Here is a 12,151-nt window from a genome sequence, read left to right as displayed (position 1 = left end):
CGGACAGGAGCCTCCGGCGGGGATATTTCCGGCCAGAAGAAACCGCAGATCGCGCGCTGTTTCTTCTGGCCTCAAATATCCCGGGGAGTGTGAGGGGCTGGCCCCTCACGCCGCCGCTTGCATCAGACCATCCGCCCGGATCCGGCGCTCGGCCTCGTCCAGCGACTGCCACGCGCGCTCGATGAGCGTATCGATATCCGCGTTCCCGATCACCAGCGGCGGCGAGATGATCATGCGATCCCCTACATGGCGCATCACCAGGTTGTTGGCAAAACACCGCTCGCGGCAGATATAGCCCACCGTCCCAGGCTCCGAGGCGAACCTGGCACGGGCCGCCTTGTCGGGCGTCAGCGCGATCGAACCCATCAGCCCCACGATCCGCGCCTCGCCCACCAGCGGATGTGCGGTCAGGCTCTCCCATTTCTCCTTCATGTAGGGCGCGGTTTGCCTGGCCACGCGCTCTATGATGCGCTCTTCTTCAAGAATACGCAGGTTCTCCAGCGCTACGGCACAGGAAACCGGGTGCCCGGAATAGGTATAGCCGTGGTTGAACTCACAGCCATTGATCACATTGACCACGCGGTCATTGACGATCGAGCCGCCAATCGGCGCATAACCTGAGGACAAGCCCTTGGCGATGGTCATGATGTCAGGGCGGATGCCCATGGTCTGGCTGCCGAACCAGTTGCCCGTGCGCCCGAACCCGCAGATCACCTCGTCGGCGATCAGCAGAATGCCATACTTGTCGCAGATCCGCTGGATCTCGGGCCAGTAGCTGTCAGGCGGGATGATCACGCCACCCGCGCCCTGCACCGGCTCTCCGATGAACGCCCCGACACGGTGCGGCCCCAGTTCCTCGATCTTTTCCTCCAGTTGCCGCGCGCGCGCGAGGCCGAATGCCTCGGGGTCCATGTCGCCGCCTTCGGCATACCAGTGGGGCTGGTCGATATGGTGGATGTCGGGAATGGGCATCCCCCCCTGCGCGTGCATCCCCGCCATGCCGCCAAGGCTCGCGCTGCCCATGGACGAGCCGTGATAGCCGTTTTTCCGCGCGATGATGATGTTGCGCTCGGGCTTGCCCATCTCGGCCCAGTAGGTGCGCACCATGCGGATATTGGTGTCGTTCGCCTCGGACCCCGACCCGGCAAAGAACACGTGGTTCAGATCTCCAGGCGCCAGTTCCGCCAGCTTCGCGGCAAGGGCTATGGCGGGCACATGGCTGGTCTGGAAGAAGGTGTTGTAGAACGGCAGTTCGCGCATCTGCCGCGCCGCCGCCTCGACCAGTTCCTCGCGCCCGTAGCCGACGTTGACGCACCACAGTCCGGCCATGGCGTCGAGGATCTCGTTGCCCTCGCTGTCGGTGAGCGTCACACCACGGGCGCGGGTGATGATCCGTGCGCCCTTGGCATTGATCCCGTCGCCATGGGTGAAAGGGTGCATGTGATGCGCAGCGTCAAGCGCCTGAAGATCGGCCGTGGGAAGGTGGTTGGTGATCGCGGTCATGGCGGTCCCTTTCAGTATGGGAAATCGAGGGCGGCCCGGTCAGCCGCTTTGCGCCCAGAATATGATCAAATTTATTCCTGTCAATCGACTCAGTCGGCCCGCACCGCCCGCGCCAGAGATTGCCGCACCTGCTCCATTCCCTGCACCACATCCGCCCGGATCGCCTCGGCAGCGGCCTGATGATCGCGCGCGCGCATGGCCGCAAGCAGATCCTTGTGCTTGTCCGGTAAACCTTGCGTGCCAACCCGCCCGCAGACCACCCGCAGCGAGGGGCCGAAACGCAGCCACAGCCCGTCCGCCACGTCGGCGAGGATCGGCGCATCGGCAAGCTCGTAGATACGGCGATGAAAGCGGTAGTTTAGCTCAAGATAGCCACGCATGTCGCCGCGCAGGATCGCGCGATCCAGATCGTTGTCGATGGCCGTCAGCGCGCGCAAGTCTTCCATGCTCGCGCGGGCTGTGGCACGTTCGGCCAGATGTGGATCAAGCCATTGACGGGCAAAGATCAATTCTCCTACATGCCCGGCGTCGAGCAAGGGCACCGAGACCCGCCTGTTGCCCTGCAATTCCAGCGCGCCCTCAGCGATGAGCCGTCGCAGCGCCTCGCGCACCGGGGTCATGCCCGCGCCGAGCCGCTCGCACAGGCCCTGAATCGTCACCGCCTGCCCTGGCGCCAGGTCGCCAAACAGCACCAGCGCGCGCAGTTGGCGATAGATCGTCTCATGCGCCGGAAGGCGTGAAACGGGCGCCGCCTCACTGCCCGTTTTCCGTGCGGTTTTCTGCATCCCTGCGCCCTCTCCGATCCATTCCCAAACTCCATCCTTGCGAGTTTAACGGCTGCGTGGAAACATTACCATATTGCCAGTCACGGCATTTTTTGATCAAATCTACGGCAAGGCAGGAAACGTGCCAAACCAACAGGAGAAGACAATGCGACATCTGATGATGACCACCACCGCCGCGCTCGCGCTTACGGCTTTCGCGGCTCATGCGCAGGAAGTCCGGGTCTACAACTGGTCCGACTACATCGATGAGGGGCTTCTGTCGAAATTCGAGCAGGAGACCGGGATCAAGCTGATCTACGACGTGTTCGACAGCAACGAGGTGCTGGAGACCAAGATGCTCGCCGGCGGATCGGGGTATGACGTGGTGGTGCCGACCGGCACGTTCCTGCAACGCCAGATTACAGCAGGTGCGTTCCAGAAGCTCGACAAGTCCAAGCTGCCCAATCTCGCGAACATGTGGGATGTGATCGAGGCGCGCACCGCGCAATACGACCCCGGCAACGACTATTCGATCAACTACATGTGGGGCACCACCGGCATCGGCGCGAATGTCGGCAAGGTGACAGAGGTGCTTGGCGAGGATGCGCCGCTTGACAGTCTCGAACTGGTGCTGAACCCGGCGAACATGGAAAAACTGGCCGCCTGCGGCGTGCATTTCCTGGATGCACCCGCCGAGATGATCCCGATGGCGCTCAAATATATCGGCGAAGACCCCAACAGCCATGACCCGGACGTGATCGCCAAGGCCGAGCCTGTGCTAAGCGCGGTGCGCCCCTACATCCAGAAATTCCACAGCTCGGAATATATCAACGCCCTCGCCAATGGCGATATCTGCGTGGCCGTCGGCTGGTCGGGTGACATCCTTCAGGCGCGCGACCGCGCCGAAGAGGCCGATAACGGCGTCGAGATCGTCTATAACGCCCCCACCGAGGGCGCGCAGATGTGGTTCGACCAGATGGCCATTCCGGTCGATGCGCCCAACCCGGACGCGGCGCATCTGTTCCTGAATTTCATCATGGACCCTGAAAACATGGCCGCCGCGTCGAACTATGTCTATTATGCCAACGGCAACGCGGCCTCGAAGGAGTTTCTCGAAGAAGACGTGATCGGCGATCCGGGCATTTACCCCTCGGACGAGGCGATGGAAAACCTCTTCACCACCACGCCCTACCCGGCCAATGTCCAGCGGATCGTCACCCGGCTCTGGACCAGGATCAAGTCCGGCACCTGATCCCGCACACGGCCCGCGCCCCCGACGGCGCGGGCCTTTTTCCAACGATAACAGCCGGGGGCACAATGGGGCAGATCGTCTTCGAGCCGTGGAATGATCCCGAGGCAAGACCGCTTATCCAGTTCCGCAATGTTACGAAGCGATTCGGTGATTTCACCGCCATCGACAACCAGACATTCGACATCTACGAGCGCGAATTCTTTGCCCTGCTCGGCCCCTCGGGCTGTGGCAAGACCACGATGATGCGGATGCTTGCGGGTTTCGAAAAACCGACCGAGGGCACGATCCTTCTGGGCGGCAAGGACATTGCGCCGATTCCGCCCAACAAGCGCGCGGTGAACATGATGTTCCAGTCCTACGCGCTTTTCCCGCATCTCTCGGTCTGGGACAATATCGCCTTCGGCCTCAAGCGCGACGGCAAACCCAGGGACGAGATCGCGGCACGGGTCGAGGAGATGCTGAAGCTCACCCGCCTCACGCAGTTCGCCAAGCGCAAGCCGCATCAGATCTCCGGCGGCCAGCGGCAGCGCGTGGCGCTTGCGCGCAGCCTCGCCAAGGCACCCAAGCTGCTGCTTCTGGACGAGCCCATGGGCGCGCTCGACGCCAAGCTGCGCACGGCGACGCAATTCGAGTTGATGGATATTCAGGAAAAGACCGGCACCACCTTTGTCATCGTCACCCACGATCAGGAAGAGGCGATGACCGTGGCCTCTCGCGTGGCCGTGATGGACAATGGCCGCATCATCCAGGCCGACACGCCCGCGCGGATCTATGAGACACCAAATTCCGTCTATGTGGCCGATTTCATCGGCGAGGTAACGATCCTCTCTGGCAAGGCGCAAAGATCCGGCGCGGGCTATGAGGTCCATTATGCCGAAGGGGTGCCGCCCCTCTACGCCGAGGCCGAGACCGTTTTCGACAATGGCGACACCTGTCATATTGCGCTGCGCCCCGAAAAGGTGGCTATCAGCGCCGAGCGCCCCGAGGATCGGCGCAACGTGGTTGAGGGCACGATCATCGACATCGCCTATCTCGGCAATCTCTCGACCTATCACGTCAAGCTGCCCTCGGGGCAGATGCTCAAGGCGCAGACCGCCAACACCCGCCGCCTGTCGCGGCGCGGCTTCACTTGGGAAGACACCGTTTGGCTGTCATGGACCGACACCGCCACCGTGCTGTTGAAGGAGTGAGGGGATGCGCCGTTTCCTGCTGATCGCGCTGCCCTTTACCTGGCTTCTGGCGCTGTTTCTGGTGCCGTTCCTGATTGTTTTCAAGATTTCGCTGTCGGATATCGCGCTTGCCATCCCGCCCTATACCCCCACGCTCGACCTGTCCGAGGGGTGGGCGGGGATCAAGGCGTTCCTGTCGCAACTCGATTTCGAGAATTTCATCTTTCTCACGCAGGACGATCTTTACTGGAAGGCCTATCTGTCCTCGCTGCAAATCGCCCTCATCGCCACGGTGCTCACGCTTCTCGTGGGCTATCCGATCGCCTATGGCATGGCCAACGCCCCGGACCATTGGCGCCCCACGTTGATGATGCTGGTGATCCTGCCGTTCTGGACCTCGTTCCTGATCCGGGTCTATTCGTGGATGGGCATCCTCTCGACCGAGGGCTATCTCAATCAGTTCCTGCTCTGGCTGGGGGTGATCTCCACGCCGCTCACGATCCTCAACACGCAGACGGCGGTCTATATCGGCATCGTTTACACCTATCTGCCGTTCATGATCCTGCCGATCTATTCGGCGCTGGAGCGGATGGACGGCTCGCTTCTGGAGGCAGCCGAGGATCTGGGCTGTTCGCGCCTCTCGGCCTTCTGGCTGGTGACGGTGCCCTTGTCGAAAAACGGCATCATCGCGGGATGTTTCCTCGTCTTCATCCCCACCATAGGCGAGTTCGTCATCCCCTCGCTTCTGGGCGGGTCGCAAACCCTGATGATCGGCAAGGTACTTTGGGAAGAGTTCTTCAACAACCGCGACTGGCCGGTGGCCAGTGCCGTGGCGGTGATCCTGCTCCTGATCCTGATCATTCCCATCGTGCTGTTCCAGATCAACCAGCAGAAGCAGCGGGAGGCTGAGGAATGAGACGGCTCACATGGTTCAACGCCACCTCGCTCACGCTCGGCTTTGCGTTTCTTTACCTGCCGATGCTGATCCTCATCATCTACAGCTTCAATGCCTCGCGGCTGGTGACGGTCTGGGCGGGGTTCTCGACGCAGTGGTATGGCACGCTGTTTTCCAATCAGGGCTTCATCGACGCGGCCAAGGTCACGCTCAAGGTGGCGGTGGCGTCGTCTACCGTTGCCACGGTGCTGGGGACGATGGCGGCGCTGGTGCTGGTGCGGGTAGGGCGTTTTCCGGGCCGGACGCTGTTTTCAGGTATGATCTATGCGCCGCTCGTGATGCCCGAAGTGATCACCGGCCTGTCGCTGTTGCTGTTGTTCATCGGCATCGGGCTTGATCGCGGGATATTCACCATAATCCTCGCGCATACCACCTTTTCCATGGCCTTCGTCGCGGTGGTTGTGTCGTCGCGGCTGATGACCTTCGATCGCTCGCTGGAGGAGGCGGCGCTTGATCTGGGCTGCTCGCATTTCGACGCCTTCCGCCTTGTCACCCTGCCGATCATCGCACCGGCGGTCATCTCCGGCTGGCTTCTGGCCTTTACGCTCTCGCTTGACGACCTCGTGATCGCGTCCTTTACCGCCGGTCCATCGGCGACCACGCTGCCCATCAAGATATGGTCGGCGGTCCGGCTTGGCGTCTCGCCCGAGATCAACGCGCTCTCGACCATCATGATCGGGATCGTGGCCGTCGGTGTCATCAGCGCCTCTTTGATCACCAAACGTTCGGCGCTGCGCCGCGAGGCAGAGGAGCGCGCCGCGGTGCAGGGATGAGACGAATCTTTCCCGCCCATGCCTATGGCGAGGGGCCACGCGCGCGCTGTTTCTGGCCCACCACCGTCGCGGCGCCCGACCATTCGCGCGCCGAGGGACGCATTACCTGCGACGTGGCGGTGATCGGCGCGGGCTTTACCGGCCTTTCGGCGGCCCTCCATCTGGCCGAGGCGGGACAGGATGTGCGCGTGTTCGAGGCGGAAACACCAGGCTGGGGCGCCTCGGGGCGCAATGGCGGGTTTTGCTGTCTGGGCGGATCGGCGGCCTCTGACGCGATGCTGCGGCGGATGCATGGCGAGAAGGCACGGCACGCCTGGCGCCGCACCGAGGTTGAGGCGGTGCGCATGGCGCAAGACCTGATCGCACGCCACGACATCACCGCCGACACCCATTCCGAGGGTGAGACCCTCCTGGCCCATACCCCGCAGGCAGCGGCCTCTTTCCCCGAACGCGCGGCCCGCATCGCCGCGAATTACGGTGTGACGCCCACGCTGATCCCCGGCGAAGAGCTGGCGCAGGCCGGGATGCGCGGCCCGTTTCACGCAGCCCTCACAACACCGCTTGGCCTTGCTCTCAACCCGATGAAATATACCCTTGGGCTTGCCGGGGCCGCGACGCGGGCAGGTGCGCGCATCCACACCCGCTCACCGGTCACGGCGATCCGGCAGGAAGGGGCCTTTCACCTCAACACGCCCGAAGCCCGGATCACCGCGCGCCGCCTGATCGTGGCGACCAATGGCTATTCCTCGGACGATCTGCCGGGCTGGATGCGCGCGCGCTATCTGCCGACGCAATCCAACGTCATCGTCACCCGCCCGATGACCGGCGACGAACTGGATGCGCAGGGCTGGACCACCAGGCAAATGTGCTACGATGACCGGTTCTTTTTGCATTATTTTCGCCTCATTCCCGATAACCGGATGCTTTTCGGGATGCGCGGGGGGCTGTTTTCCTCGGCCCCGTTCGATGCCCGGATGCACCGCACGATCCGGGGGCATTTCGACGCGATGTTCCCGGCATGGCGTCATGTAGAGACGCCGCATAGCTGGAACGGCCTTCTGTCGCTCGCCCCGGACCTCACGCCCTATGTCGGGCCGATCCCCGACATGCCCGGCGCCTTTACCGGGCTCAGCTATCACGGCAACGGCGTTGCGATGGCAAGCTATGCGGGCGCACTTCTTGCCGATCTGGCGATGGATCGCCCTCCGCGCCATCCCTACCCCGACATCATGCAAAAACCGCCCCGGCGCTGGCCGTTGGGGCGGTTTCGCCGGGCGATGATGTGGCCGCCCTATGCGCTTGCCGTGCTGCGCGGCGAGTGACCGCTCAGCCCGGCCCGATCATGAAACAGGTGACCTTCTTGGCCTGAAGACGACGGCAGGCAAGATCGGCGGTCTCGCGGCTCAGCCCCATGAAATTCGCGTCAAACCCAGACGGCCGCTTGACCACCTTGCGCAGGCTTCCATCAAGCGTGGACATCTCGGAAAGCGCGGTCTGCAAAAGCACCTGCCGCGCCTTGTATTGGCTGGGATAACGACCGACATTGACGCCCCAATGCCGCCCGTCCGAGGTGGAGATGCGGGTGACGACCTCGGGTTCAGCTTCGGTCACGGCCGCGGCGACCTGCGTGACCTTCGGTTCCTCCGGTCTCGGCTCGGGGCGCAAGGATACGGGCGGCGCGACTTCTGCCACGGCCTCCACGCGCGCCTGAAGCGCGACCGCCCCCTCGGCGGCCGCCTGCACCGCCTGCTCGATCGCTGTCGCACCAATGGCGGCCACGAGGGTCGGGGCCTCTGCGCCGGGGCGCAGTTGCGGGCGCAGGCTTTTCCTGACAGCGGCGGCCGCAGTCAGCCGCACGGTCTTGCCCGCCACGTTCGGCCGTGCCTCGCCCTCGGCAATCATGATTGGCGCGGTGCCGATCTTGCCCACGTAGGCGGGCCGGATGGGGGTTGCCACAGCCACCCGATTCGGGGTCTTGCGAAAGCCAAGATCCAGCAATTCCGCCACCTTCGCATTGCGCGAGGCGGTTGACTTGCCACCAAAGACCGTGGCGATCACCCGGACACCGCCGCGCTCGGCGCTGGCAGTGAGGTTGAAGCCCGCTGCACGGGTGTAGCCTGTCTTGATCCCGTCCGCCCCACGATAACTGCTGAGCATCCGGCGGTTGGTGTGCTGCACCTTCGCGATGCCGGCATCGGCCTCAAGCCGCGAGAACAGATTGTAATACTGCGGATAGTCGTAAAACATATGTCGCCCTAGAATGGTCATGTCGCGCGCGGTCGAGAGGTGACCGGTCTGGGTCAGGCCATGGGCATTCTTGAAATTGGTGCGCGTCATCCCCATCGCCTTGGCGGTGCGGTTCATGCGTCGGGCGAATTGCGCCTCCGAACCCTCGATCGCCTCGGCCAGTGCGGTCGCCGCGTCATTGGCCGAGCGCACGGCTGCTGCGCGGATCAGATAGCGAAGCTTGATCGTCTGCCCCGCGCGCAAGCCCAGCTTGCTTGGCGGCTCGTTCGCAGCGTTGGCCGAGATCCGCACCATATCGTCAAGCCCGATCTCGCCATTCTCGACCGCCTCGAAGACCACGTAAAGCGTCATCATCTTGGTCAGAGAGGCCGGATGCAGCGGCGTATCGGCATTCTCGGAATAAAGCACCTTGCCGTTGCGCGCATCCATGACAAAGCCGGCATAAGGCGCGGCAGCGGCGCTCAGCGGTACGACCACAAGCATCCATACGGCTGCCAGAACGACCAAGCCCCATAGAAGAGGCTGCCTGCCCCATGTTTTCATTGAACTGCTCTCTACTGCCTCGCGCCGCCGCATTGTTGCGGTCAGCTTTGTTGTTACGGAGAGCCTATCACATGAACAGTGTCGATTAAAGCATTACTTTATATGGCGTTTTGCTCAAAATAGTGGCGGCACAGCAAGATATGGTGGCCAACGCACCAGCCAACCCAACATGGACGCGCCGGGCGCAGACATGCCCGTTGCCACGCGGTCTGTCTCAGCGGGATTGCTCGTGCTCGAACCGCTGGCGCGCGATGGCCTCGTTGCGGTCGGCCTTCTGCTGATCCGAGAGCGCCTTTTCGACATAGTTCAGATGCGCCTCGACCGCCGCCTGCGCTGCCTTCGAATCGCGCACCTGAATCGCGGTGTTGATTGCCCGATGCTGGTCAAGCAGCACGCCGCGTGTGGTGCGCTGCCTGAACATGACCTGGCGGTTGTAGAACACGCCCTCGCGCAAAAGCTGGAACATCGAACGCATCATGTGCAACATGATGACGTTATGGCTCGCCTCGATGATCGCCATGTGAAACTCGGCATCAAGCCGCGCCTCGTCGGTCGGGTTGGTCTTTTTGTGCGCCGCCTCCATCTTGTCCATCACGGTCTGGATCACCCGCAGATCGGTATCGGACGCAAGCCGCGCCGCGCGGCAGGCCGCCAGCCCCTCCAGATCACGCCGAAAGCCGATATAGTCGAACACCGCCTCGTCATGATCGGCGAAAAGCCGAATCAGCGCGGGCGAGAACGCGCTGCCCAGAACATCGGCAACATAGACGCCCGCCCCGGCGCGCGTCGTAAGCAGCCCCTTGTCCTGAAGATCTGCCACCGCCTCTCGCAGCGAGGGGCGCGATACGCCCAGCTTCTCGGCCAGTTCGCGCTCGGCGGGCAGCCGCTCACCTGGACGCAGGATCCCGCGCAGGATAAGCTTTTCGATCTGCCGCGTCACCGCGGTCGATAGCTTTTCGGGAGTTACTTTCTCGAATGGCATCGCAGCGTCCTGAACCGATTGGTCAAATCATATGACCAGAGACACGTTCCGGCAATCCCCACGCGCCATTGATTTCCCTATCCGAGACCCATCTTTTATGACGAACCCCGAAAAGGAGACCGACATGCCCCCATACCAGAAGGATCCCGACCGCATCGCCGCCCTCTCGCCCGAGGAGTACCGGGTGACGCAGAAGAACGGCACCGAGCGCCCCGGCACGGGCAAGTATCTCCATAACAAGGCCCCCGGCATCTATGTGGACATTGTTTCGGGAGAGCCGCTTTTCGCCAGTTCAGACAAATACGAATCAGGCTGCGGCTGGCCGAGCTTCACCAAGCCCATCACCCCCGCGCATGTGGTCGAGAAGCATGATTTCACCATGGGTATGATCCGCACCGAGGTCCGCAGCCGCGGCGGTGACAGTCATCTCGGCCATGTCTTTCCCGACGGTCCGCATGACCGGGGCGGACTGCGCTATTGCATCAACTCGGCCAGCCTGCGATTCATCCATCGTGACGACATGGAGGCCGAGGGATATGGCGACTATCTCGATCAGGTGGAGGACGTGACATGAGCGAACGCGCGGTTCTGGCGGGGGGCTGTTTCTGGGGGATGCAGGACCTCATCCGCAGGCTTGACGGGGTGATTTCCACCCGCGTGGGCTATACTGGTGGCGATGTGCCCAATGCGACCTATCGCAACCATGGCACCCATGCCGAGGGCATCGAGATCATGTTCGATCCCGCGCGGATCAGCTATCGGCGGCTGCTGGAATTCTTCTTTCAGATCCACGATCCCACCACGACCAACCGGCAGGGCAACGATGTGGGGCTCAGCTATCGCTCGGCGATCTACTACTGCTCCGAGGAGCAGAAGGCCGAGGCCCTGCGCACCATCGCCGATGTGGAGGCGTCCGGCCTCTGGCCCGGCAAGGTGGTCACAGAGGTGGAACCGGTGGGAGATTTCTGGGAGGCGGAGCCGGAGCATCAGGACTATCTCGACCGCTTCCCGCAGGGCTATACCTGCCACTTCCCCCGCGCGGACTGGGTGCTGCCGCGCAAGGCGGCAGAGGTCTGAGCGGCGGGCGCCGCCCTCTTTGCCTGAAACCCCGCGTGATCCCCGCCAAAGCGGGGATCATCCCGACAGCCGCAGGGCGGCGTCACTTGACCGATTTGCCCGCGATCACCGTGGCGTTCTTGTCGCGGTTGGAATTCGCGGTGGCAAGAACCTTGGGCTTTTCCTTCTTGGGCTTCTTGGCCTCGCGGTTGTTCTGGCTTTTACCTTTGGACATGGGATGTCTCCTGAAAGATCCCGGTCGGGCGGGGTGCCGGGCCGGGTCGTGCTCAGGGGATCAGGGAGCCTGACAGGGTCAGGGCGATGAGCCCTCGGGCGCAGCAGGCACGGCGCGGGGCCGGTGCTGCATTGGCGAAGATAAGCCTGCCGGGGCGTGGCGGCAAGGGGGTGATGGGGCCGCGCCCCATGCACCCGTCATCCCCGCGCGGGCGGACTCCCGTCACCCCGTCACCCCGTCATCCCCGCGCAGGCGGGGATCTCTTGCAACCTGTCGCGCCCTGTCCTCGGGAGAGGGCCGCGCGCTCGACGGGCCGCGGTCTGGCGAGGCGACGGTTGTGGCTGCCACTTTATCCCTGCCGAATACGTGTGACCCCAAAACGGAGCGCAACACCTCAAAATCGCCAGGCCGTCACGCCAAAGGCGTGCCGGCCCGGCGATCACGCGGCGGCGCAGCAAGCTGCGCCTCAATTCTGTGCGGAAAAATGGTAAGGCTCACCCTTTTTTTGCAAGCAGCTTTCCAATGATTCTGTCGTCTGCTTTCAACGTAAGCGCGACGTCGAGACCCTATGCGGCGAGGCTTGACGGCTGGTTGAAGCGCCATGGCATGAGGTCTTCGATGCCGCTCTGCGGGTGGCCGTCGAGGATGGCGCGCAGGGTGGTGGCGAGATAG

Annotated in this window: 12 protein-coding genes; 7 read left to right on the top strand and 5 right to left on the bottom strand. The window is 63.1% G+C overall.

The genetic code is table 11. The features are described from left to right. Positions 1-105: 105 nt before the first annotated feature. Both KAK09_RS14125 and KAK09_RS14120 read right to left on the bottom strand, forming a co-directional pair. Complete coding sequence (locus KAK09_RS14125) at positions 106-1,503, bottom strand: aspartate aminotransferase family protein (protein WP_210879584.1); 1,398 nt, start codon at positions 1,501-1,503, stop codon at positions 106-108. 89 nt (positions 1,504-1,592) lie between these two features. Next, positions 1,593-2,288 (bottom strand): GntR family transcriptional regulator, encoded by a 696-nt coding sequence (locus KAK09_RS14120; protein WP_210879583.1) that lies wholly within the window; start codon positions 2,286-2,288, stop codon positions 1,593-1,595. A gap of 145 nt (positions 2,289-2,433) precedes the next feature. On the opposite strand from KAK09_RS14120, the gene KAK09_RS14115 reads away from it, so the two are divergent. From KAK09_RS14115 to KAK09_RS14095, 5 genes are all read left to right on the top strand, one after another. Continuing rightward, positions 2,434-3,519 carry a polyamine ABC transporter substrate-binding protein gene (locus tag KAK09_RS14115; protein ID WP_210879582.1) on the top strand — a complete coding sequence of 362 codons (1,086 nt, stop codon included), beginning with the start codon at positions 2,434-2,436 and terminating at the stop codon, positions 3,517-3,519. 65 nt (positions 3,520-3,584) lie between these two features. Continuing rightward, positions 3,585-4,709 carry an ABC transporter ATP-binding protein gene (locus KAK09_RS14110; RefSeq protein WP_210879581.1) on the top strand — a complete coding sequence of 375 codons (1,125 nt, stop codon included), beginning with the start codon at positions 3,585-3,587 and terminating at the stop codon, positions 4,707-4,709. Positions 4,710-4,713: 4 nt separating this feature from the next. After that, positions 4,714-5,604, top strand: coding sequence for an ABC transporter permease subunit (locus KAK09_RS14105; protein ID WP_210879580.1), 891 nt, complete (start codon positions 4,714-4,716; stop codon positions 5,602-5,604). Then, positions 5,601-6,416, top strand: coding sequence for an ABC transporter permease (locus KAK09_RS14100; RefSeq protein ID WP_210879579.1), 816 nt, complete (start codon positions 5,601-5,603; stop codon positions 6,414-6,416). The genes KAK09_RS14105 and KAK09_RS14100 overlap by 4 nt, the downstream gene beginning before the upstream one ends. Continuing rightward, the gene (locus KAK09_RS14095; protein WP_210879578.1) at positions 6,413-7,738 is read left to right on the top strand and encodes an NAD(P)/FAD-dependent oxidoreductase; all 1,326 of its coding nucleotides are present in this window, start codon (positions 6,413-6,415) and stop codon (positions 7,736-7,738) included. Before KAK09_RS14100 ends, KAK09_RS14095 begins: the two co-directional genes overlap by 4 nt. A 4-nt stretch (positions 7,739-7,742) precedes the next feature. Here the strand turns inward: KAK09_RS14095 and KAK09_RS14090 are convergent, their stop codons facing one another. Together KAK09_RS14090 and KAK09_RS14085 are read right to left on the bottom strand one after the other, a co-directional pair. Beyond that, positions 7,743-9,146, bottom strand: a complete 1,404-nt coding sequence (locus tag KAK09_RS14090) for a D-alanyl-D-alanine carboxypeptidase family protein (protein ID WP_210879577.1) — start codon at positions 9,144-9,146, stop codon at positions 7,743-7,745. Positions 9,147-9,420: 274 nt separating this feature from the next. Continuing rightward, on the bottom strand, positions 9,421-10,188 hold the full coding sequence (locus KAK09_RS14085; RefSeq protein ID WP_210879576.1) for a FadR/GntR family transcriptional regulator: 768 nt from the start codon (positions 10,186-10,188) through the stop codon (positions 9,421-9,423). Between the two features lie 124 nt (positions 10,189-10,312). Here KAK09_RS14085 and msrB point away from each other — a divergent pair, with 124 nt between their 5' ends. Continuing rightward, positions 10,313-10,762: a peptide-methionine (R)-S-oxide reductase MsrB gene (gene msrB, locus KAK09_RS14080; RefSeq protein ID WP_210879575.1), complete on the top strand. Its 450-nt coding sequence runs from the start codon at positions 10,313-10,315 to the stop codon at positions 10,760-10,762. After that, on the top strand, positions 10,759-11,265 hold the full coding sequence (gene msrA, locus KAK09_RS14075; protein ID WP_210879574.1) for a peptide-methionine (S)-S-oxide reductase MsrA: 507 nt from the start codon (positions 10,759-10,761) through the stop codon (positions 11,263-11,265). Before msrB ends, msrA begins: the two co-directional genes overlap by 4 nt. Before the next feature lie 82 nt (positions 11,266-11,347). On the opposite strand, the gene KAK09_RS19025 is transcribed toward msrA, so the two are convergent. Further along, positions 11,348-11,479: a hypothetical protein gene (locus KAK09_RS19025; protein ID WP_272491271.1), complete on the bottom strand. Its 132-nt coding sequence runs from the start codon at positions 11,477-11,479 to the stop codon at positions 11,348-11,350. Between the last annotated feature and the right edge of the window lie 672 nt (positions 11,480-12,151).

It is taken from the genome of Roseovarius autotrophicus (assembly GCF_018069895.1).
GTDB lineage: Bacteria > Pseudomonadota > Alphaproteobacteria > Rhodobacterales > Rhodobacteraceae > Roseovarius > Roseovarius autotrophicus.
The sequence above is the reverse complement of the archived record's forward strand: the minus strand, read 5'-3'. Positions and strand labels throughout refer to the sequence as shown.

Coding starts and splice junctions, on each gene's coding strand:
- KAK09_RS14100 (WP_210879579.1), top strand. CDS start 5,601: ATGAGACGGCTCACATGGTTCAACGCCACCTCGCTCACGCTCGGCTTT.
- KAK09_RS14115 (WP_210879582.1), top strand. CDS start 2,434: ATGCGACATCTGATGATGACCACCACCGCCGCGCTCGCGCTTACGGCT.
- KAK09_RS14090 (WP_210879577.1), bottom strand. CDS start 9,146: ATGCTTGTGGTCGTACCGCTGAGCGCCGCTGCCGCGCCTTATGCCGGC.
- msrB (WP_210879575.1), top strand. CDS start 10,313: ATGCCCCCATACCAGAAGGATCCCGACCGCATCGCCGCCCTCTCGCCC.
- KAK09_RS14110 (WP_210879581.1), top strand. CDS start 3,585: ATGGGGCAGATCGTCTTCGAGCCGTGGAATGATCCCGAGGCAAGACCG.
- KAK09_RS14095 (WP_210879578.1), top strand. CDS start 6,413: ATGAGACGAATCTTTCCCGCCCATGCCTATGGCGAGGGGCCACGCGCG.
- KAK09_RS14085 (WP_210879576.1), bottom strand. CDS start 10,188: ATGCCATTCGAGAAAGTAACTCCCGAAAAGCTATCGACCGCGGTGACG.
- KAK09_RS14125 (WP_210879584.1), bottom strand. CDS start 1,503: ATGACCGCGATCACCAACCACCTTCCCACGGCCGATCTTCAGGCGCTT.
- KAK09_RS14105 (WP_210879580.1), top strand. CDS start 4,714: ATGCGCCGTTTCCTGCTGATCGCGCTGCCCTTTACCTGGCTTCTGGCG.
- msrA (WP_210879574.1), top strand. CDS start 10,759: ATGAGCGAACGCGCGGTTCTGGCGGGGGGCTGTTTCTGGGGGATGCAG.
- KAK09_RS14120 (WP_210879583.1), bottom strand. CDS start 2,288: ATGCAGAAAACCGCACGGAAAACGGGCAGTGAGGCGGCGCCCGTTTCA.
- KAK09_RS19025 (WP_272491271.1), bottom strand. CDS start 11,479: ATGTCCAAAGGTAAAAGCCAGAACAACCGCGAGGCCAAGAAGCCCAAG.